Raw genomic sequence first — 18,867 nt, 5'->3', positions numbered from 1 at the left:
TGCGGCGTTCCGCTGCTGCGGTCGTCACGCTCGACGTTAGGCGGGAGCCGCCTGGGAGCGCACCGGGTTGCGGACTCCCTCGAACGTGGTAAGCGGGCGCGTCGCTCCGGCGCGCAAGCAGAGACGGCTCCGGCCGGCGCCGAGCCGCCGCCGTGCGCGCTGGGACGGCCGCGGGAGGGCGGCGTCCGGACGGCACGGCGGCGTCTCGGGAGCGGCAGGACGGGGCTGGCCGCGGTCAGCGGTCCTGCGGGTCGCCGCCGAGCTGGCCGATGGCGGGGAGGGGGCCGCCGTCGTCGGCGCCGGTGCGGCGCCAGCGGGCGATGGCGTTGCCCAGGTGGTAGATCACGAGGGCGGCGCCGGCGCCGAGGACGATGCCGCCGAGCTCGAAGCCGCCGGAGGAGAACGAGAAGCCGGCGATCGCGATCACGAGGGAGACCGCGGCGGTGTACTGGTTGACCGGGCGCGAGAAGTCGACGCGGTTGTCGATCCAGATCTTGATGCCGATCACGCCGATCAGGCCGTAGAGCGCGGTGGTGGCGCCGCCCAGGACTCCGGCCGGGATCGAGTTGAAGACGGCGCCGACCTTGGGCGAGAGGCTGAGCAGGATCGCGGTGACGCCGGCGACCCAGTAGGCGGCCGTCGAGTACACGCGGGTGGCCGCCATCACTCCGATGTTCTCGCCGTAGGTCGTGGTGCCGGAGCCGCCGAAGGCGCCGGAGAGGGTGGTCGCCACACCGTCCGCGATCAGGGCCCGGCCGGTGCTGGCGTTGGCGGAGGCGTCGGTCATCGTCGCGACGCCGCGGACGTGTCCGACGTTCTCGGCGATGAGGACGAGCACGACAGGCAGGAACATCGCGATGCCCGACCACGTGGATCCGGAGGCGAAGTCGGGGAAGGTGAACGGCGGCAGCCCGAACCAGTCGGCCGCACCGACCGCGGAGTAGTCGATCTCGTTCCGCAGCAGGGCGACGACGTAGCCGATGACCACGCCGAGGAAGATCGAGACGCGGCCGAGGAAACCGCGGAGGAACACGCTCGACAGGATGATCGCGGCGAGCGTGATCGTCCCGGTGATCGGCGCCTGCTTGAAGCTGAGGTACGCGGTCGGAGCCAGGTTGAACCCGATCAGGGCCACGATCGCGCCGGCGACGACCGGCGGCATCAGCCTGTCGATCCAGCCCAGGCCGACGACCTGCACGAGGACGCCGACGGCAGCCAGGAGGAGGCCCACGGCGACGACTCCGGCGAGCGCCGACCCCGTCCCTCCGACGGCGGTCGCGGCGGTGACGGGCGCGATGAACGCGAAGCTCGAGCCGAGGTAGCTGGGGAGCCGGTTGCGCGTGATCAGGAGGAACAGCAGCGTCCCGACTCCGGAGAAGAGCAGGGTCGTGGCGACCGGGAACCCGGTGAGCACGGGCACGAGGAACGTCGCTCCGAACATGGCGACGACGTGCTGGATTCCGATGGCGATCGTGGCCGGCCAGGCGAGCCGCTCGCCGGGGGCGACGACGGCGCCGGGCTCGACGGTGCGGCCGTCTCCGTGCAGGGTCCAGATGGGCATGGGGCTCCTCGGCGGGGAAGGGAGGCGGGGGTCGACGTTCACAGTAGCGAGGGGTCTGGCCGTGCCGCGGCACCCGACCTACGATCGGGCCATGGACGGAGCGCGGCGTCTCGGCGAGGAGGAGTTCTCCGCGCACCTCGCCGAGCGGGTCGCGCGGATCCGCGGGTCGTTCGGCGACCTCCCGCTCTGGGCGGTCTCGGGCTGGAGCGGTCCGCGCCTGCTGGCGGAGTGGACGCTGACGGGCGGCCCCCGGGGGCTCTCGTTCCTCGCCGACGAGGCGGTCCCGGGCGGGCCGGGGCCCTCCGTCGAGATCCGCACGACCCTCGGCGATCCGCGGCACGACGTCGCGCTGCTCTGCTGCCGGGAGGAGGCGCCCGTCTCGTTCGTGCAGCCGGAGGCGCTGCCCGCTCCTACGCGGATCGCGGAGATCCCCGTCGACGGGGCTCCGGAGCCCTTCGAGGTGTGGGAGGGAGCCGGGGCCGTGCGCGCGGCCGCGTGGGTGCGCGGGCACGTCCTCACGCTGGAGTGCCGCGGAGTCGATCTGGACGCTCTCGCGCTGGACGAGGTGGACGACATCGAGCCGTTCGTGGCCGGCTGGCTGGAGTTCGTCGGCGCCTCGCGGCGTTGAGCGACGACCCGCGCTCCCGCGCTGCTGGGAGAGCGCGGAGTCCCACCCGGCGCGCCGGTGAAAGATGTGCGCCGATCCCGGACAGGAGGGAGCATGAGGCACATGCCAGCTCCCCTCGCGGGTCCCGACCGGTTCGCCGCGGTCGCCGCCGCGGTCGCCGATCCCGTCCGCCGCTACCTCTGGCGGCGCACCGACTCCGCCACCGCCGACGACGTGCTCGCCGCGACGCTCTCGGTGCTCTGGCGCCGCAGCGCCGACGTGCCCGAGGACGACCCGGTGCCGTGGGCGATCGGCGTCGCCCGGCTCCAGCTGCAGAACGCCCGGCGGATGCAGCGCCGCCAGGTCATGCTCGCCCAGCGGATCGCGGTCGTCGATCCGCCCCAGGTGCAGATCGACGAGGGCGAGGCGTCGGGCGCGGAGGAGACCGTGCGCCTCGTGCTCGCCCGGATGCGCGAGCAGGACGCCGAGCTGCTGCGCCTCTGGGCGTGGGAGGAGCTCGACGTCCGCGGGATCGCCGCGGTCCTCGGAGTCACGGCGAACGCCGTCTCGATCCGCCTCCATCGCGCGCGGCGCCGCTTCGCCGAGCTCTACGACTCCACCGACCCGCACGCGCCCGAAGGGGGACTCCGATGACCGGAACCGACGACGAGGACGTCCGCCGCCTCCTCCGCACGGTCGACCCCGCGCGGAGCCTCCCCGCGCTCGACCGCGACGAGCTCGCCGAGCAGATCGCCGCCGCGACGGGTGAGGGCACGCGGACGGTGCACTCCCGCCGCCGGTCCCCCTGGCTGATCGTGGGAGTCGGCGCGCTGAGCGCCGGGGCCGCCGCCTCCCTCCTGCTGCCCTTCGCGCTCGGCGTGGGCGGGGGCAGCACCTCGACGCTGATCCTGCCGAGCACGGGCGGGCCGATGGCCGCGTGCTCGCCGGTGACGGCCGCCGCGCTGGCCCCCGCTCAGCTCGCGTTCCGGGCCGAGGTCCGCTCGATCGACGGGAGCACCGTCACCCTGCACGTGCTCGAGCGCTACGCGGGCGAGGTCGGCGACGGCGTCACAGTTACCCAGGGCAGGGAGACGGCGGTGGACGGGGCCCCGATCGTGTTCGAGACCGGGGTCGACTACCTGGTCGCGGCCGACGGCGACACGATCCTGACCTGCGGCCTCAGTGGTGAGAGCTCCCCCGAGCTCGCGGCGCTGTACCAGGAGGCGTTCTCGCGGCAGTAGGCGGAGGCGGGTAGCGGCCCGCGCGGGCGGTGGCAAGGGCCTCCCCGATCGGGGGGAGCGGCGCGCAGGCTGAGGCATGGGCCTCTCGGCCCTCCCCCTCCGGTCGCCCGGCGGCGCCCGCGGGCCCTCGGCGACGCCGCCCCGCCCGCCCCGCAGGAGGCCCGCATGCCGGTGTTCCGGCTCCTCGAACCGCTCCACGCCGCCGGTGTCGCGCTCGCCGACCTCGCGAGCGATCGGCTCCGCCTCCACGGCGACGGCTCCGACGTCCGCATCACCGCGGTGACCGTCGCGCACACCGAGGCGGGCCCCGGCGCCCTCTTCGCCGCGCTCCCCGGGAGGAGGAGCCACGGCGCCCGGTTCGCGGCCGACGCGGCGGCGGCAGGAGCGGTCGCCGTGCTCACCGACGCGGGCGGGCTCGACGAGGCGCGCGCCTCCGGACTGCCCGTCCTCCTCAGCGACGACCCCCGCACCGCCCTCGGCCCGGTCGCCGCGCAGGTGTACGGCACGAGGAGCGGACCGGTGCTCCTCGGCGTGACCGGCACCAACGGCAAGACCAGCACCGTGCACCTCCTCGACGCGGTGCTCCGGCAGCTGGGCGTCGTCTCGGGGCTGAGCTCCACCGCCGAGCGCCGCAGCGCCGACCACGTCGTCGCCAGCCGCCTCACCACGCCCGAGGCCTCCGAGCTGCACGCTCTCCTCGCCCGGATGGCGGAGGACGGCGTCGAGGCGGCGGCGATCGAGGTCAGCGCTCAGGCGCTCGTGCGCTCGCGGATGGAGGGGATCATGCTCGACGTCGCCGGGTTCACCAACCTCAGCCACGACCACCTCGACGACTTCGGCGACCTGGACGAGTACCTCCGCGCCAAGCAGCGCCTGTTCACGCCCGAGCGGAGCCGGCGCGGCGTCGTGGTCGTCGACACCGAGGCGGGGCGCCGGGTCGCCCGCGAGGCCTCCGTCCCGGTCGTGACGCTCTCCGCCGGAGACGGAGCCGACTGGCGGATCGACGTGCTCGAGACCGCGGTCGACCGCACCCGCTTCCGGCTCACCGCCCGCGACGGCTGGTCGACGACCACCTCCGTCCCGCTCCTCGGCCGCCACATGGCCTCGAACGCGGCCCTCGCGCTGGTGATGCTGGTCGAGGCGGGCCACGCGCGCGACCGGGTGGCCGCGGCGGTCGGCTCCGGGATCGACGTCACCGTTCCCGGGCGGACGCTGCTCGTGTCCGGCGCCGACGGGCCGCGGGTGTTCCTCGACTTCTCGCACACGCCCGACTCGGTCGCGCGCACGGTCGACGCCCTCCGCGAGGTGACACCCGGCCGCGTGCTCGTCCTCCTCGGCGCCGACGGCGACCGCGACCCGAGCAAGCGCGCGCCGATGGGCCGGGCCGCTGCCGAGCGCGCCGACTTGGTGATCGTCACCGACCACCACCCGCGCTTCGAGGACCCCGCGCGGATCCGCCGCGCCCTGGTCGACGGCGCGCGCCGCGTCGAGCGCTGCGAGGTGCTCGAGATCGCGGAGCCGGCCGACGCCGTCCGCGCCGCGCTGCACCGGGCCGGCCCGTCCGACTCCGTCCTCTGGGTCGGCCCCGGCGACACCGACTACCGCGTGGTCGGCGCCGACGACCTCCCCTACTCCCCCCGCGCCGACACGGCCCGCGCGCTGGCCGAGGCCGGCTGGAGCGTCGACCTGCTTGACTGACCGGGTGTTCTCGACCCTCCCGGTGCGCCGCGTGCAGGCCCGACCCGAGCACCCCGCCGACCTCGCGCGGTGGCCCGCGACGCTCGCGCCCGTGCGGCAGGTGCTGGCCGAGGGCTGGGATCTCGGCCAGGTGACGGTGATCACCGGCGAGAACGGCTCGGGCAAGTCGACGCTGCTCGAGGCGGTCGCCCTCGCCTACGGGCTGAACGCGGAGGGCGGATCCACGGGTGCGATGCACTCCTCCCGCGCCTCGGAGTCGGACCTGGCCGAGCACCTCCAGCTGGTCCGCGGGGCCGGGGCGTCCAAGCGCGGCTTCTTCCTCCGCGCCGAGACGATGCACGGCTTCTTCAGCTACCTGGAGGAGGTGGGGATCGACGGCGGGTACCACGAGCGGAGCCACGGCGAGTCGTTCCTCGACATCGTGGCGAACCGCTCCCGGATCGGCGGACTCTGGCTCCTCGACGAGCCCGAGTCGGCCCTCTCGGTGTCGGGCTGCCTCGCCCTGATCGGGCAGCTGCGCGACCTGGTCGCCGGCGGCTCGCAGGTCGTCCTCTCCACGCACTCGCCGATCCTCGCCGCCCTCCCCGGAGCCGACCTCTACGAGCTCGACGAGACGGGCCTACGCCGCTGCCGCTACGACGACCTCGACCTGGTGCGGACCTGGCGCGGCTTCCTCGACCAGCCGGCCCGCTTCCTGCGGCGGCTGGAGTAGGTCGGAGGGCGCTCGGCCGCGCCGGAACGGGCCGTTCCTGTTCACAAGGAAGGGAGGTAAGTCGGCAGGCCGCCCCGATCTCGCGGATTTCGAGCCGCCCGGGGGAAAGTCTCCGCCGGCACGAGCACGATCAGGCCGCGGAGGCCGCCGTCGGCCGGGCGACCCGGGGCGCCCAGCCCACCGCGATCGCGGCGCCGGCGAGCGCGAGCTGTCCGAGCGGCGGCAGGATCGCCGAGACCAGGGAGCCGTCGCCGCCGGACGTGACGAAGGTGTCGGCGACCGACATCCCGAAGCCGAACCCGGCGAAGAAGCGGAAGACGACGGCGCCGGCCACCAGGGCGAGCATGAGCACCGCGATCCGCCGCGGAGTGAGCGGCGACCTCCGGCCGACGAGGGCGCCGACCGTCACGACGATCGCGGCGGCCGTCCAGAACGCGGCCCACCCGGTGACCCAGATCGCGTGGGAGCCGAACTCGAAGCCGTCGCGCTCGGACATGGTCGCGTAGATCTCCGCCAGGGCCACGCCGGGGACCTTCGCCTGCGGATTCCAGACCAGCAGATCCACGGCACCCACCACCGAGACGCCCGCCACGAGCGCGAGGCCCGCGAGGGCGACGGGGAGGCGCTGAGCGCGGGTCGCCGTCCGCGGTGCGAGGGCGATGGTCCGCGAGCCGCCGAGGACGATCGCCCCGCAGACGAGTCCGGCGAGGGAGACGGGCAGGCCGACGAGGGCGAGGGGTCCGGGGAGGAGGAGGCCGGCCGCGGTGAGCACCGGGCCGACGACGGCGGCGACCAGGGAGATCCGCGCGAGCACCGTGCGGGCCGACGCCGCGGCGCCGAGGAGGTGGACCGCGCCGAGGACCGCGACCGCGACGGCGGCGACGAGCACCGCGGTCTGCACGGCGCCGACGGCGGCCAGGGCTGTGTCGGAGGCGGCACCCGGCTCGGGGACGATCCCGCCGCCGGTCAGCGCGATGCCGCTGAGCATCAGCGCGGCCGCGGCGAAGAGCGCGAGTCCGCGGCGGGCGAGGCGGCGCGGGAGCGTGCCCCGCGCTTCGCCGGTGTGCGCGGGCAGGTCGCGGTCGACGCTCACCAGCAGGGCGAGCGCTCCGAGGACGACGCCGCGCCGGGGCAGTCCCAGCTCGGCGGCTCCGGCCAGGTCGGCCCGCCACTCCTCGAGGTAGCGCTCGCGGGCGAGCGGGGGCAGCAGCAGCGACAGGAGCCGCAGAAGCGCGCTCATGCGGTCGCCTCCGCCGCTCGCGGCGCCGTCCGCGCGGTCGACCGCATCCGCTCGACGGCGGCCCGGGCTGCCGGGGCGCCCTCCGCGGTCAGCTCGTAGAGCCGGCGACGCGGGCCGCTCCGCTCGCTCGCGGCCTCCCACTCCGAGACCACCCAGCCCGCTCCCTCGAGCCGCTCCAGGATCGGGTAGACGCTGCCCGCCGGTCGTCCGGTGGCCTTGATCACGACCATGCCCCAGATCGGGTCGTCGGCATCGAGGAGGGTCCGGAGGACGTCCGCGGTGGCGGACGTGAGGCGAGGGAGTGGCTGCACGGGATTGAGGCTACCTATGTAGAGATAGCCGGGTCAACACAGGCGGGACGGCATCTCTAAGCAATACCGCTCTCTGGATTCTCAGCTGCCTGTCAGCCTCTGACATACTCCGCAGATGACCGAGTTCAACCCCGCCGTATTCCCCGGCTCCGCCCCCTCCGCTCCGAAGAAGACCGGCAACGGGCTGGGCCTCGCCTCCCTCATCATCGGAATCCTCGCGCTCATCGGCGCCCTTATCCCGATCGTCAACTACGCCTCGGGCTTCCTCGCCTTCATCGGACTCGTCCTCGGCATCATCGGCCTCTTCCTCAAGGGCCGCTCTCGCGGCACGGCCATCGCCGGCACCGTCCTCAACGTGATCGCGCTTGTCCTCTCGATCATTCTCGCCATCGTCTACACGGCCGGATTCGCGAGCGGCGTCTCGAACGCGATCGCCACCGCGCAGGCCGAGAGCTCCGAGGCCGCTGCCGTGCCGCGGACGCTCGTCTATGAGGTCACCGGCTCGGCTACCGCGGCCTCCATCACTTGGTCGACCTACGACGGAGGAACCTCCGGCTCCGAGCAGGCCACCGGTCAGGCGCTCCCCTTCACGAAGGAGCTGCAAGTCCAGACCGGAGGCGACTTCACCTTCCAGAGCTTCACGCTGACCGCCTCGAACGGCAGCGATGACGAAGGCGAGATCAGCTGCCGAATCACCCTCGACGGCGAGGTCATCGCCGAGCAGACCAGCACCGGGGCCTTCGCGTCGGCGCTCTGCTCGGCGACCCCGGAGTAGCCGCCGTGCGTAAAGCCCTTTTCCCTGCAGCTCTCAGTGCGGCAATGCTCCTCCTGACTGCCTGCACGGCTTCCGCGCCCGCAGCAGCTCCGGCCGAGTCGACGACCCCTGCACCTGCGGCGCCCGCGACACCTGCGTTCGTCGAGCTCGACACCGCACAAGCGGCGTCCCGTTATCTCGACCTCGTCTGCCCCAACAACATCGCGATCAAGAATCTGAGGGACGCCTTCTCATCCGGCGAGGACGAGCTTCTGAACGGTGGCGACCCGGACCCTTCCGGCGTGCACGCCGCTGCGTCTGCTCGGCTCGATCTGACAAGACGGACACTCACGCTCCTGGACGACTCGTACTACCACTGGCCGAGCGATGTCTCCGAGCAGATCGCGACGATCCGCGGCTCCTACATCGCCGAGATGTCCACTCTCAACACGATGGCCAACTCGGCCGATTTCAGTGACGCCTATTACTCGACGTTCCCTGAGGCCACTACTGAACAGCAGAGCGCCGGACAAGAGGTCCGCTACGCGCTGGGCATCGATCCGGACACGGTCGCCAGCTGTGTCGGGCACGAGAACGGGATCGACGCTCTGACGTCCGAGAAGGAGCAGCGGGATGCCGGAGCGTAGCGCCTGATCGAGAGGCAGCGATCGGTGGGCGCGTGTTCCCGGAGACGGTCGAAAAGGGGACCGAGGGCTCCGACGCCGACCAGGCGACGTGTTCGCAAGCGGGAGCCCTCGCGCTGACCGTCCGCCGCCGGCCCTCGCGCCGCTAGCCGGACCCCGCGCGCAGAACGTCGGCCGAGAGCAGCCGCCCTCCACCCTCGGGGGACGGCGGGCACTCTCAGCCGACGGTCTGCGCGCGAGCGCGGGGACTACTTGCGGAACATCCGCGCCGTGGTCTCGAAGAGGCCCTTCACGGGGCGCTGCTGCTCGCCCTGCTGGGCGCCGAGGACGATGATGACGGCGGTCAGCACGGGGATGGCCCACTGGGTGACCTTCTGCACGCGGAGGGCCGTGGTCAGCTCCTGCGAGTTCTGCTCCGACGCCTCGGTCACGCCGGGGGCGCCCTCGTCGGCGTGCTTGGCCTGCGTCGCTCCGGCGACCGCGGCGATCACCGAGGCGGCGCCGGCGAGCCCGGTCACGACGGTCTTGACGACGGTGTTCGTGCGGCTCTCCTGCTGGTTGGCCAGGCGGGTCTTGTTGGCGAGGACGAGACCGATGCCGCCGACGCCGTGGGCGGCGATCGCGGCGAGCTGCACAGGGGTCCAGCGGGCCCAGCCGTTCGAGGAGAGGCGGAGGCGCTCCGCCGGGTCGGACGAGGTGGACGCGGCGCCGTTCAGGCCGACGGCGCCCATGAGCGAGCCGCCGAACCAGGCGGCGGCTCCGAGGTCGTGGAGACTGCGGACGAGGGTGTTGCGGGAGGGCATGTGGGCCTCTTCTCTGCCGGCGGCGGACGCCGGCGGTGGTCGGCTGGTGCGGACTCCTCCGACGCTACGCGCGCCCTGGAACCGCGCACGGGGCTTGACCTCTCCCCCTCCGACACGCTCCGCTGGAGGTCACCGACCGACCCGGACCGACCGACCCGAGGAGCCCCGCGATGCCCACCGACGACGAGAAGCGGACGACCCGCGACGAGTTCCACGACGCCGTGAACATGACCGCGAAGGAGCTCGAGGAGTGGCTCGGCACCGACGAGTCGAAGGAGGTCGGCCAGAAGCCGGAGGGCGGCGGCGAGTCCGTCGGCCACGAGAGCGGGCGCCGCATCGTCGAGCTGCTCGGCACGAAGCAGGCCGACCTGAGCGACGACGACTACGCCCACATGACGAAGGTCGTCGGCTACGTGCACCGGCACGCGAAGCAGCGTCCCTCGGGCGATGTCACCGAGACGAAGTGGCGCTACTCCCTGATGAACTGGGGCAACGACCCGCTGAAGGGCTGACCCGGTCCGAGAGCTGCGCTCAGCACATCCCGAAGAGGTTGCAGAGGGCGCCGCGGTCCTGGATCGACTCCATGCCGCCCGGCTTCTGCACCTTCGGCAGCTCGTAGGAGGCGGCGACCGTCTGCACGCCGGCGGACGAGGCGGCCTGCACGGGAGCGGCGGCAGGAGCAGCGGCGGGAGCGAGGACGGCTCCGAGGGCGAGTGCGGCGGCGGCGAGGATCGGGGCCATGGTCGTTCTCCTGTGATCGAGGGGTGCGATCGGCTCGACCGCTCCACCAGCATGGCGACGCCCCGTCGCACCGCTCCTGTACGAAAGACCAGTCCGCCCTTGTACGGAAGGCCGACGGGGCTCGGAGAAGGCTTCGGTACCCTGGTCCCGTGGTGGGGACGACGCGGTGGACGAACGACGTGCGGACGCTGCCCGGCGGCTGGATCACCCGGTCCCTCCTCCTCGGCTCCTTCACGCTCCTCGTCGTCATCGACCTGATGGGCGGCAGCGTCGACCTCACGTCGGTCCGCGGCTGGATCGAGCTGGCGCTCCCCTACCTGCCGCTCCTGGCGCTGCTCGCCGGCGCGATCCCCGCGGCGGTCTCGCTCTACCTCGTCTACGCCGTCGTCCTGATGCTCGGCGCCCCGCCGCTGCTGCTCGCGGCGCTGATCTTCCCGACCATCGTGGTGGTCGGCTTCGTCACCTTCCTCCTCCCCTGGCGCGCGGGGCTCGTCTTCGTGCTCGGCACCCTCGTCCTCCTGCCCGCGGTGCTGCTCGTCGACCGCGCCATGGGCACGGCCGTCTACGTCCTGGGCGCGTTCGTCCTCTTCGGCGGCACCGCCGGGCTGGGCCTGAACGCCTTCCGGGGCCGCAGCGAGCGGAGCGAGCGCCGGGCCGACCGCATCCAGGAGGAGCAGGCGCGGATCCGCAACGAGGAGCGGACCCGGCTCGCGCACGAGCTGCACGACATCGTCGCGCACGAGGTCACCATCATCGCCATGCAGGCCCGCCGCGCGACCTCGGTCGAGGACCCGGCCAAGACCGAGCGCATCCTCGAGAGCATCGGCGACGCGGCGCAGCAGGCGCTGCAGGATCTGCGGAGCCTCGTGACGCTCCTCCAGGACGAGGACGAGGCAGGCGCTCCCGCCCGCGGCGACTCCGACCTGCTCGGGACCCCGGAGGTCTCGGGCGCCACGACCACCGCTGTCGGCTTCGTCCACGACGTGCGGAACGTCGCCGACGCGATCGAGCGCGCGGGCTTCCGGGTCCGCCTCGACGTGGCGGGCTCCGTGGCGCAGGTGCCCGCGAGCCTCCGCCAGGTGCTGCGGCGCACGGTCCGGGAGCTGGGCACGAACGTGCTCAAGCACGGCGACACCGCCGGTGAGGTGCAGCTCCGGCTCGAGGTGTCGGGGGGCGAGGTGCAGCTGAGCTCCTCCAACGCGATCGCCTCCGCGGCTCCGATCGTCTCCTCGCACCTCGGGATCGAGGCGATGTCGGCCCGCTGCGCCGTCTTCGGCGGGCGGCTGGACGCGGGAGCCCGCGGCGGCCGCTGGACCACGACCATGACCATCCCCCTCGAGGGCCGGGCGTCCGGTGCGCTCGTCGCGGGGGCGACCGACGAAGGACGAGAGCGATGACCCGCGTGCTGCTGGTGGACGACGAATCGATGACCCGCGAGATCCTCCGCGACTACCTCTCGCAGGACCCGGCGATCGAGGTGGTGGGCGAGGCCTCCGACGGGAGGATCGCGGTGCAGCAGGCGGCGACGCTCCAGCCCGACCTGATCCTGATGGACATGCAGATGCCGGTCATGAACGGCGTCGCTGCGACCGAGCGGATCCACGCCGAGCACCCGGGCATCGCGATCCTCGGGCTCAGCACGTTCACCACGGACCGCTACGTCGTCGACCTGCTCCGCGCGGGCGCCTCCGGCTACCTGGTCAAGGACACGAAGCCGCGGGAGATCATCGCGGCGGTGCACGCGGTGCTCGCGGGCGAGTCCGTGCTCTCCGCCGAGGTCACGCGCCACGTGGTGAAGGGGCTCGAGGAGTCGGTGCCGGCGGAGACGGTGCCGGACCCCGATCTGCTCGAGGCGCTCACCGAGAAGGAGCTCGAGGTGATCCGCCTGCTCGCCCGCGGGATGAGCAACCGCGAGATGGCGCAGGAGCTGTTCGTCACCGAGTCGACCGTGAAGGCGCGGTTCGTGAAGGTGATGGAGAAGCTGGGCGTGCGCGACCGGGTGCAGATCCTGGTCTCGGCGATCGAGCACGGGCTCGTCGACCTGGGGACGCGTCCCGGCCGGAGCTGATCGAGCCCGCCGGATTCAGCCCCAGCCGACCACGTCGGCGACGGGCCGCACGAGCCCCGCGACCGCCCGCTCGAGCGCACTCTCGTCGACCGCGGCGAGCGCCGGCTCCGGATCGAGCACCAGGGCGCCGCCCCAGCCCATCACCTCGTACTCCACCAGGGTGCGCGCGAGCGTCTCGGGCGACCGCCAGGCGCGGAGGAGGTTCGCCCGCGCGAACGCGTGCGCGGCGCGTGCTCCCTCCCCGTGCGCGGCGCGGCCGTCGAGGACGGTGCGCAGCACGGTCTCGAGGGTCGGGATGCCCTGGCCGGCCGGGGAGACGACCTGCCAGGTGAGGGAGGGGCGGCTCGAGCGCAGGCCCCGCGCGACCTGGGCGACCGCATCGCCGCCGGCGGAGCGCAGTGCGGCGGGGACGAGCGGTTCGGCCCCCGCGGTGAGGCGGCACAGCGCCAGGAATGTCGCGGCGTGGCCGACCTCGCCGGACGGGTCCGCGCCGGTGACGATCGTGCTCTCGTAGCCCTGCTCGCGGGACTGGTGCAGAGCGCTCGGCAGCGGAGCCGCGGCGGGCACGGAGACGGGCCGGGACGTCTCGCAGACGGCGCGTTCGGGCCCGACCACGGCGAGCACCGGATCCCCGGCTCCCTGGGCGCGCTCGAGCGTCAGGGCGGTCCAGGCCGCGGCGCCCTCCGGAGGGAGCACCGCGGTGAGGCTCTGCGCCCCGGCCGTCGCCGTCCACGCGAGCGAGACCGCTCCGGGGGGAACGGCCGAGCGGAGGCGGGCAGCGCGGTCGGGCCCGTCGTCTCCGGCCGGGTCGCGCCAGCCGAGGGCGACGACGGCGAAGCGGGAGCGCTCGTCGACGACGGCGAGCGGGGGTGCGGCGGTCATGGGCTCCTCCTTCCTGGAGGGGTGGAGGCGGCGGGAACGCCCAGTGCGGCGAAGGGCTGCTCGGCCAGGCGGGCCGCGGCGTCCGCGAGCAGCGGGCGCGGCGGCCGCGCGGCGAGGGAGTCGACGAGCTCGCCCGCGAAGCCGGGCGCACCGCGCAGCAGGGCATCCCGGGCGACGGTGCGGGCCAGACGCTCGTCGTCGTGCACCAGCCGCTCCGCACGCAGCACCGCGCGATGCCGGGCGTGCTCGAGGGCGGAGTCGTCGCTCACCGCGAGGGCGCGGAGGCGGTGCCACGGATCGACGGGCACGGCGGTGTCGTCGACCAGCACGAAGAGGTCGTCGGCGACGGTGTCGCCCGGGCCGAAGAGTCCGGCGCTCGCGTCGAGTCCGGCCTGCGCAGCGAGCGCCTCGGCGGCGATCAGGTCGCCGAGCAGCTCGTCGGAGACGCGGGTCGACGGCGCGGCGGCGGTCGCGGCGAGCCGGCGGGCGGCGGGCTCGGCGCGGTACTCGGGGCGGGCCGTCCCAGGTGGGACGGCGACCGGTCCTGCCGCGCGATCGGGCGCCTCCGCGAGGGCCGCGACCAGGCGGTCCAGGAGCCGGGCGGGGTCGTCGGCCGTGACGCCGACCAGCACGGAGCCGGCCGGGCTGTAGTGGCGCCGGTGCAGCGCGCGCAGGACGGGCTCGGTCGCGCGGCCCTCGAGGTCGAGGTCGCCGCTGCCGTCGTGCGCGTTGGGGGCGTCGGCCCAGTAGCGGGCGGTCAGGTGCGGCCACGGCAGCACGCCGCCCGGAGCGGGGGCGAGGCGCGCGGCCCGCTCAGAGGCGACCGCGCGGATCTGCTCCGCGATCTGCTCCGGCAGGAAGGCGGGGCGGAAGACCTGCTCGACGAGCCGCTCCGCGATCACGGCGGCCGACCCGGGAGAGCCCGTCTCGAAGAACTCGGAGTAGTCGAGGTGGGTGTGACCGCCGAGGACGCCGCCGCTCTCGGCGACGCGGGTCTGCCGGACGAGACCGGCGACCCCCTCGCTGTCCTGGTAGACGAGGTGCTCGATCAGGTGCAGCATCCCCTCCTCGCCGTCGCGCTCGTGGCGCATGCCGGCGGGCACGGCGAGGGCGACCGAGTCGTTGCGGACCTCCGGCCGGTGCACGACGAGCGCGCGGGCGCCGGAGGGCAGGGCGGCGGACAGGGTCGGGACGTCGCGGGCGCTCATTCCGCCCGCTCCCCCAGCTGTGCGGCGGACAGGCGCAGCAGCAGCCGCGCCTGATCGCTGCTGGCGCCCCCGGAGCGGTGCCAGTCGACGGCGTGCTGGGCCAGCCGGAACGCGGTGCCGACGCGCAGCAGCTCGGCGTCGTGGTCCTCCTCGAGCGAGAGTCCGCGGCGGAGCGCGTCGAGGGCCGGGCGGAGCGCGGGGTGGAAGGCGTGCAGCTCTGCGAGCTCCCCGAGCACCCAGGCGGCGTCCCAGACCGGGTCGGCGAGCCCGACGTCCTCGCCCGTGAGCAGAGCGACGCGGGTCCCGTCGACGACGAGGTGGGCGAGGCCGGGGTGGCCGTGGACCACGACCGCGGCCGGCGAGGCGACGACCGCCTCCGCCCAGTCGGCGAGCTCGAGGAGACCGCCGGCGCCGAGCTCCTCGGCGGCGGGCGCCCAGCCACCGGCGAGCCAGCCGCGGGCGCGCTGCAGCGGACGCGGAGGGAGCGGCTCCCCGGCGGGCCGGGCGCCGTGGAGCGCGTCCAGCGCGCCCTTCCACTCGCGGCCGACGGAGACGAGCGCCTCCTCCGACAGCTCGTGGAGGAGCGCGGGCAGCAGGGCGCGGGCGGTGGTGCGGTAGCGGCGGATCGACGGGTCGGCGCCTCCCGGCACGATCCGGGGATCGGGCGCTGCGAGGCGGACGGGCACCGGCGAGAACGGCAGCGGCGCCTGCTCTCCGAGGCGGCGGGTCCAGACGGTGGTCCCGTCGGGTCCGGCCGAGAGCTCGGTGACGAGCAGCCCGGTGACGAGGGCCCGCGGAGGGGCAGTGGTGCTCACGCCGACCTCGCCTCCTCCGCGGCAGCCGGTGCCGTGCGCAGCGACTCCAGGTGGCGCAGCACCGCGGGGAACGCGGGCGGCACCCAGGCGAGCGCCGTGTCGCTGGACTCGCTCGGCCCGGGCACGGGGTCGATGACGGTGAAGTTGGCCGGCTCGCGCAGCAGCGCGAGGGTGGACTCGACGACCGGGTTGCCGAGCGCCCGCGGCGGCAGCGACGGAGCGATGCACACCGGCGCCTCCGTCGTGAGGGCCGCGAGCAGCGACGGGGAGTCGGTGATGCCGTGCGCGAGGCGCGAGGCGTAGTCGAGGGTGGCCGGGTAGATCAGGATGAGGTCGGCCCACTCGGCGAGGTCGACGTGGGCGACGACGATCTCGTCGTCCCAGCGGTCGTCCTGGATCCGGCCGCGCAGTCGCGACTCCAGGTTGTGCCGGGTGGTGAAGCGGTAGGCCGAGTCGCGGACGAGCACGCGGAACTCGGTCGCCGGAGCGGCGGCGCGCGCCCACTGGATCCAGTAGGGCATGACCTGGGTCATGGCGGAGCCGGTCAGGACGAGGGCCACCCGGGAGTAGCCGAAGCGGCCGAGCGAGAGGTCGGAGAGTGCGGCGCTCTGCGCACCGGGCGGGGTGGTCATGGCGGTCTCCTCAGAGGGCGGCGGGCGGGAGGGCGGATCGGGTCGCGGCCGGCGGTGAGGACGGCGGCGGACGGGCGGACCGTGCCCGCGGAAAGGGCGGACGGGGATGGGCGGACGGCGCGAGCGGACGGCACGCGCCCGGGAGGGGCCGGGGCGACGCGGTCGAGGACCGGTCGCCCCGTGCCCGTCAGCACCCTGCGGTGAGGGTGACGCCGATGATGACGCCGGCGCAGAACGGGGTGGTGGCGGGCGCCTCGGAGGCGGCGTCGGTGCCGATCTCGTCGGCGGCGGTGAAGGTGTCGTGGGCGGTGGCGAGCTCGGCGAGGTCGGCGGACTGGACGGTCTGGGCGGTGATGGTCGACATGGTGTTCTCCTTGGATGAGTGGTGGCGGCGGATCCGCCGGGTCGTGCGGGGAGTGGTGCGGGTGGTCCGGCCGGAGGGCCGGGGAGCGGGTGCTGCGGGAGCACCCGGGCGGGAGGAGGGCCGGGTCAGCAGCCCGCGCCGAGGGTGGCGCCGACGATGATGCCGACGCACAGGGGCGTGGTGGCGGGCGCCTCGGTCGCGGCGTCCGAGCCGAGCTCGTCGACGGTGGCGAAGGTGTCGTGCGCTCCCGCGAGGGCGGTGAGGTCGGCGGACTGGGCGTCGGTGGAGATGGTGGTCATGATGTGTCCCTTTCGTGGAGTACCTCGGGCTGAGGTGGTGGTCCCCTCGGGATCGAGGGGAGGTTCGTGGGGCCCTAGCGGGCGGTGAGTCCCGGGCGGTCCGGGTCGATGCGCGCGGCGCGGGCGGCGTCGGCCCAGGCGTCGGCGGCGGGGATCGTCTCGGCCGAGGAGCGCAGGAGCGCTTCGGCGAGGACGCGGGAGCGGTGCTGGCCGAAGCTCAGTCCGCGGTAGGAGGAGCGCTCGTCGGCCGGGTCCTCGGCGTAGGCGAGGCCGTCGGCGAGCCTCTCGGCGAAGGCCGAGACGGCGGTGCGGGGCGAGGGCCGGGCATCGAGCAGCGGAGTGATCCTCCGGGCGACGTCGTCGGCGGAGTCGGCGGGCAGGTAGACGACGAGGGCGTCGGAGCGGGGGAAGGCCCGCGGGTCCGAGAGCGCCTTGGCCTGGTGGCGGGCTCCGGAGGCGGCGAGCGCCTCCAGGAGCGGGCCCCACAGGGCGAGCGCGTCCTCCGCCGAGTCGGCGACGAGCGAGAGGCGCACGACCCGGTCGGCGGGATCGAGTCCCATCGGGCCGAGGGCGAGGAGGTAGCCGGGAGTGGTGCGGGTGCGCCAGCTCGGCAGCCGGACGCCGGCGACGGCCCCGTCGGCGGAGCGGACGAGATCGACCTCGGGCACGAGGACCCGGACGCGGCCCAGCTCGACGACCCGGCGCTCCTCCCCCTGCACGGTGGCGGAGCCGAGCACCCCGGAGGGAGCGGGCTGCAGGACCGTGCGGTGCGGGATCGCGTCGATCAGCCGGGGGGCGAGGTCCTGGCCGTCGCCTCCGGCGGTCTCGCCGAGCAGCGGGTTCCGGAGGTGCAGGTGGGTGTAGACGGTGGCGGCGAGTCGGGCCCGCAGCTCGATCGGCCCGGTGGCCTCGATCACGGTCCCGTCGACCTCGGCCCGCAGCCGGGCGGCGTCGACGCTGATCACGGCCTCGTCGAGGACGGAGCGGGTGGTGAGGGCGGTCATCGCGGGCTCCTGTCGAATCCGAGGGCGGTGGAGTAGGCGGAGGGGGCGAGCAGGACGCGGCGGCCGATGCCGGCGGCGGCCCGCTCGATCCCGGGGAGGCGGGAGACCATCGAGGCCCGGGCGAGGGTGCGGTCGACGAGGTGCCAGCCCAGGTGGGCGGTGGCGCGGACGGCGAGGGCGTCGTCCGCGCCGGCGGTCTCGGCGGCGTAGGCGAGCCACATCCGCCGGATCCTCGGGACCAGTGCCGCCATCCGCTCCGCGATGCGGGCGTCCGCGGCCGCGGTGTCGAAGGCGAGGGGAGGAGCGGAGGCGCCCTCCCGAGTGGTCACGGTGTCGAGCACCGCGCGGTGGATCCACTCCCCCGCCAGCGTGCCGAGGTCGCGGGCCGGATCCCCGATCCCGAACTCCTCCCAGTCGAGCAGCTGGAGGCGCCCGTCGCGGAGGTGGAACTGGTCGAGGCGGAGGTCGCCGTGGATCGGGGCCGTGCGGTTGCCGCTCTCCCACTCGCGGAGATCCTCCGTGGCCGAGACGAGCTGCTCGTCGTGCTGCAGGTCGCCCCAGAAGGCGAGCTCGGCGAGGGTGAGGTCGACGTAGCGGGTGTGCGGGATGCCGACGCGCAGCATCTCGACGGGAGGGCTGGGGTGCGAGGTCGCGGTGAGGCCCGCCGCCGGGCCGGCGTGCAGCCGGGCCAGGAGCCGGCCGGCCTGTTCGGGGAAGTCCGCGGGGACGCGCTCCTCCACGAGCAGGAGGGCCAGGCTGGTGCCGGGGCAGTGCTCGAACACCAGCAGGGAGTCGTCCTCGTCGGCCGCCAGCAGGCGGGGTCCGGCCGGGGCGTGCTCGGGGCTCCGGGCGGCGAAGCCGGCGAAGTCCCTGGAGCGGCGGAAGGCCGCGGGGCCCGCCGTCCGGGGCGAGACGTGCTTGACGAAGACGCGGGCGCCGTCGTCGAGGGTCATCGTCCACGACGCGTTCCGGCCGGCGAAGGCGGGGCGGTCGATCGCGGCGACGCGGTGGCGTCCGCCGCCGAGCAGCCGCTCGGTCGAGGCCGCCGCCCGGAGGGCCGCCGGATCCGCGGGGCGGTGCCCGGGGGTCGCGGGGCGGAGCCCGGGAGTCGCGAGGAGAGTCACGATCGTGTCCTTCGGTCGGTCGAGCGGATCAGAAGAGGTAGGTGACGACGAGGTAGGCGCCGCCCGCTCCCCCGACGAGGAGGGCGGTGTTGACGAGCAGCTTCTTGAGGGGCGAGGGGCGGGTCGAGGCGGTGCGCGAGGTGGTCATGGTGGTGTCCT

At 74.5% G+C, this 18,867-nt stretch carries 23 protein-coding genes; 10 read left to right on the top strand and 13 right to left on the bottom strand.

Going from position 1 to position 18,867, the window contains the following annotated elements:
• Window positions 1-235: 235 nt before the first annotated feature.
• Complete coding sequence (locus tag C5C35_RS01395; RefSeq protein ID WP_104225956.1) at window positions 236-1,561, bottom strand: uracil-xanthine permease family protein; 1,326 nt, start codon at window positions 1,559-1,561, stop codon at window positions 236-238.
• A gap of 91 nt (window positions 1,562-1,652) precedes the next feature.
• Here C5C35_RS01395 and C5C35_RS01390 point away from each other — a divergent pair, with 91 nt between their 5' ends.
• The 5 genes from C5C35_RS01390 (at window position 1,653) to C5C35_RS01370 (ending at window position 5,819) form a co-directional block, all read left to right on the top strand.
• Window positions 1,653-2,189 carry a hypothetical protein gene (locus C5C35_RS01390; RefSeq protein ID WP_104225957.1) on the top strand — a complete coding sequence of 179 codons (537 nt, stop codon included), beginning with the start codon at window positions 1,653-1,655 and terminating at the stop codon, window positions 2,187-2,189.
• A 102-nt stretch (window positions 2,190-2,291) separates the two neighbouring features.
• A complete protein-coding gene (locus tag C5C35_RS01385; protein ID WP_160033683.1) occupies window positions 2,292-2,822 on the top strand; it encodes an RNA polymerase sigma factor in 531 nt (176 codons plus the stop codon).
• Window positions 2,819-3,409, top strand: coding sequence for a hypothetical protein (locus C5C35_RS01380; RefSeq protein ID WP_104237812.1), 591 nt, complete (start codon window positions 2,819-2,821; stop codon window positions 3,407-3,409). Before C5C35_RS01385 ends, C5C35_RS01380 begins: the two co-directional genes overlap by 4 nt.
• Before the next feature lie 165 nt (window positions 3,410-3,574).
• Entirely contained in the window at window positions 3,575-5,107 is a 1,533-nt protein-coding gene (locus tag C5C35_RS01375; RefSeq protein WP_104262371.1) for a Mur ligase family protein, read from the top strand.
• Window positions 5,108-5,111: 4 nt separating this feature from the next.
• Entirely contained in the window at window positions 5,112-5,819 is a 708-nt protein-coding gene (locus C5C35_RS01370) for an AAA family ATPase (RefSeq protein ID WP_258066404.1), read from the top strand.
• A gap of 130 nt (window positions 5,820-5,949) precedes the next feature.
• On the opposite strand, the gene C5C35_RS01365 is transcribed toward C5C35_RS01370, so the two are convergent.
• On the bottom strand, window positions 5,950-7,059 hold the full coding sequence (locus C5C35_RS01365) for a hypothetical protein (RefSeq protein ID WP_104262370.1): 1,110 nt from the start codon (window positions 7,057-7,059) through the stop codon (window positions 5,950-5,952).
• The gene (locus C5C35_RS01360; RefSeq protein WP_104262369.1) at window positions 7,056-7,370 is read right to left on the bottom strand and encodes a helix-turn-helix transcriptional regulator; all 315 of its coding nucleotides are present in this window, start codon (window positions 7,368-7,370) and stop codon (window positions 7,056-7,058) included. The genes C5C35_RS01365 and C5C35_RS01360 overlap by 4 nt, the downstream gene beginning before the upstream one ends.
• Window positions 7,371-7,485: 115 nt before the next feature.
• On the opposite strand from C5C35_RS01360, the gene C5C35_RS01355 reads away from it, so the two are divergent.
• Entirely contained in the window at window positions 7,486-8,145 is a 660-nt protein-coding gene (locus C5C35_RS01355) for an MmpS family transport accessory protein (protein ID WP_104261034.1), read from the top strand.
• 44 nt (window positions 8,146-8,189) lie between these two features.
• The gene (locus C5C35_RS01350; protein ID WP_104262368.1) at window positions 8,190-8,771 is read left to right on the top strand and encodes a hypothetical protein; all 582 of its coding nucleotides are present in this window, start codon (window positions 8,190-8,192) and stop codon (window positions 8,769-8,771) included.
• A gap of 245 nt (window positions 8,772-9,016) precedes the next feature.
• Here C5C35_RS01350 and C5C35_RS01345 read toward each other — a convergent pair whose 3' ends face one another.
• Window positions 9,017-9,571: a hypothetical protein gene (locus tag C5C35_RS01345; protein ID WP_104225093.1), complete on the bottom strand. Its 555-nt coding sequence runs from the start codon at window positions 9,569-9,571 to the stop codon at window positions 9,017-9,019.
• A 170-nt stretch (window positions 9,572-9,741) separates the two neighbouring features.
• Between C5C35_RS01345 and C5C35_RS01340 the strand changes: the two genes are divergently transcribed.
• On the top strand, window positions 9,742-10,083 hold the full coding sequence (locus C5C35_RS01340) for a DUF3140 domain-containing protein (RefSeq protein WP_104237815.1): 342 nt from the start codon (window positions 9,742-9,744) through the stop codon (window positions 10,081-10,083).
• A 19-nt stretch (window positions 10,084-10,102) separates the two neighbouring features.
• Here the strand turns inward: C5C35_RS01340 and C5C35_RS01335 are convergent, their stop codons facing one another.
• Entirely contained in the window at window positions 10,103-10,312 is a 210-nt protein-coding gene (locus C5C35_RS01335; protein ID WP_104225965.1) for a hypothetical protein, read from the bottom strand.
• A gap of 149 nt (window positions 10,313-10,461) precedes the next feature.
• On the opposite strand from C5C35_RS01335, the gene C5C35_RS01330 reads away from it, so the two are divergent.
• Together C5C35_RS01330 and C5C35_RS01325 are read left to right on the top strand one after the other, a co-directional pair.
• Entirely contained in the window at window positions 10,462-11,709 is a 1,248-nt protein-coding gene (locus tag C5C35_RS01330; RefSeq protein WP_258059356.1) for a sensor histidine kinase, read from the top strand.
• Entirely contained in the window at window positions 11,706-12,380 is a 675-nt protein-coding gene (locus tag C5C35_RS01325) for a response regulator transcription factor (protein ID WP_104225096.1), read from the top strand. The genes C5C35_RS01330 and C5C35_RS01325 overlap by 4 nt, the downstream gene beginning before the upstream one ends.
• Window positions 12,381-12,395: 15 nt before the next feature.
• Here the strand turns inward: C5C35_RS01325 and C5C35_RS01320 are convergent, their stop codons facing one another.
• From C5C35_RS01320 to lxmK, 8 genes are all read right to left on the bottom strand, one after another.
• Window positions 12,396-13,262 (bottom strand): hypothetical protein, encoded by an 867-nt coding sequence (locus tag C5C35_RS01320; RefSeq protein ID WP_104225097.1) that lies wholly within the window; start codon window positions 13,260-13,262, stop codon window positions 12,396-12,398.
• Complete coding sequence (locus C5C35_RS01315) at window positions 13,259-14,470, bottom strand: pitrilysin family protein (protein ID WP_104246981.1); 1,212 nt, start codon at window positions 14,468-14,470, stop codon at window positions 13,259-13,261. The genes C5C35_RS01320 and C5C35_RS01315 overlap by 4 nt, the downstream gene beginning before the upstream one ends.
• Window positions 14,467-15,285, bottom strand: a complete 819-nt coding sequence (locus tag C5C35_RS01310) for a hypothetical protein (protein ID WP_104225099.1) — start codon at window positions 15,283-15,285, stop codon at window positions 14,467-14,469. Before C5C35_RS01310 ends, C5C35_RS01315 begins: the two co-directional genes overlap by 4 nt.
• Window positions 15,282-15,917: a flavoprotein gene (locus tag C5C35_RS01305; protein WP_104225100.1), complete on the bottom strand. Its 636-nt coding sequence runs from the start codon at window positions 15,915-15,917 to the stop codon at window positions 15,282-15,284. Before C5C35_RS01305 ends, C5C35_RS01310 begins: the two co-directional genes overlap by 4 nt.
• A 187-nt stretch (window positions 15,918-16,104) precedes the next feature.
• Window positions 16,105-16,281, bottom strand: a complete 177-nt coding sequence (locus C5C35_RS16855; protein ID WP_181027123.1) for a hypothetical protein — start codon at window positions 16,279-16,281, stop codon at window positions 16,105-16,107.
• 125 nt (window positions 16,282-16,406) lie between these two features.
• Window positions 16,407-16,580 carry a hypothetical protein gene (locus C5C35_RS16850; RefSeq protein WP_181027122.1) on the bottom strand — a complete coding sequence of 58 codons (174 nt, stop codon included), beginning with the start codon at window positions 16,578-16,580 and terminating at the stop codon, window positions 16,407-16,409.
• Window positions 16,581-16,654: 74 nt separating this feature from the next.
• On the bottom strand, window positions 16,655-17,584 hold the full coding sequence (locus tag C5C35_RS01300; protein ID WP_104225969.1) for a T3SS effector HopA1 family protein: 930 nt from the start codon (window positions 17,582-17,584) through the stop codon (window positions 16,655-16,657).
• Window positions 17,581-18,708, bottom strand: coding sequence for a class V lanthionine synthetase subunit LxmK (gene lxmK / locus C5C35_RS01295; RefSeq protein WP_258066405.1), 1,128 nt, complete (start codon window positions 18,706-18,708; stop codon window positions 17,581-17,583). Before lxmK ends, C5C35_RS01300 begins: the two co-directional genes overlap by 4 nt.
• Window positions 18,709-18,867: the final 159 nt, after the last annotated feature.

Origin of the sequence: Rathayibacter sp. AY1F8 (assembly GCF_002932165.1) — a bacterium.
Taxonomy (GTDB): domain Bacteria; phylum Actinomycetota; class Actinomycetes; order Actinomycetales; family Microbacteriaceae; genus Rathayibacter.
This window is presented reverse-complemented; position numbering and strand designations above follow the sequence as displayed.

Coding starts and splice junctions, on each gene's coding strand:
- C5C35_RS01350 (WP_104262368.1), top strand. CDS start 8,190: ATGCTCCTCCTGACTGCCTGCACGGCTTCCGCGCCCGCAGCAGCTCCG.
- C5C35_RS01320 (WP_104225097.1), bottom strand. CDS start 13,262: ATGACCGCCGCACCCCCGCTCGCCGTCGTCGACGAGCGCTCCCGCTTC.
- C5C35_RS01340 (WP_104237815.1), top strand. CDS start 9,742: ATGCCCACCGACGACGAGAAGCGGACGACCCGCGACGAGTTCCACGAC.
- C5C35_RS01380 (WP_104237812.1), top strand. CDS start 2,819: ATGACCGGAACCGACGACGAGGACGTCCGCCGCCTCCTCCGCACGGTC.
- C5C35_RS01335 (WP_104225965.1), bottom strand. CDS start 10,312: ATGGCCCCGATCCTCGCCGCCGCCGCACTCGCCCTCGGAGCCGTCCTC.
- C5C35_RS01365 (WP_104262370.1), bottom strand. CDS start 7,059: ATGAGCGCGCTTCTGCGGCTCCTGTCGCTGCTGCTGCCCCCGCTCGCC.
- C5C35_RS01390 (WP_104225957.1), top strand. CDS start 1,653: ATGGACGGAGCGCGGCGTCTCGGCGAGGAGGAGTTCTCCGCGCACCTC.
- C5C35_RS01385 (WP_160033683.1), top strand. CDS start 2,292: ATGCCAGCTCCCCTCGCGGGTCCCGACCGGTTCGCCGCGGTCGCCGCC.
- C5C35_RS01300 (WP_104225969.1), bottom strand. CDS start 17,584: ATGACCGCCCTCACCACCCGCTCCGTCCTCGACGAGGCCGTGATCAGC.
- C5C35_RS01345 (WP_104225093.1), bottom strand. CDS start 9,571: ATGCCCTCCCGCAACACCCTCGTCCGCAGTCTCCACGACCTCGGAGCC.
- C5C35_RS16855 (WP_181027123.1), bottom strand. CDS start 16,281: ATGTCGACCATCACCGCCCAGACCGTCCAGTCCGCCGACCTCGCCGAG.
- C5C35_RS01395 (WP_104225956.1), bottom strand. CDS start 1,561: ATGCCCATCTGGACCCTGCACGGAGACGGCCGCACCGTCGAGCCCGGC.
- C5C35_RS01355 (WP_104261034.1), top strand. CDS start 7,486: ATGACCGAGTTCAACCCCGCCGTATTCCCCGGCTCCGCCCCCTCCGCT.
- C5C35_RS01375 (WP_104262371.1), top strand. CDS start 3,575: ATGCCGGTGTTCCGGCTCCTCGAACCGCTCCACGCCGCCGGTGTCGCG.
- C5C35_RS01305 (WP_104225100.1), bottom strand. CDS start 15,917: ATGACCACCCCGCCCGGTGCGCAGAGCGCCGCACTCTCCGACCTCTCG.
- C5C35_RS16850 (WP_181027122.1), bottom strand. CDS start 16,580: ATGACCACCATCTCCACCGACGCCCAGTCCGCCGACCTCACCGCCCTC.
- C5C35_RS01325 (WP_104225096.1), top strand. CDS start 11,706: ATGACCCGCGTGCTGCTGGTGGACGACGAATCGATGACCCGCGAGATC.
- C5C35_RS01315 (WP_104246981.1), bottom strand. CDS start 14,470: ATGAGCGCCCGCGACGTCCCGACCCTGTCCGCCGCCCTGCCCTCCGGC.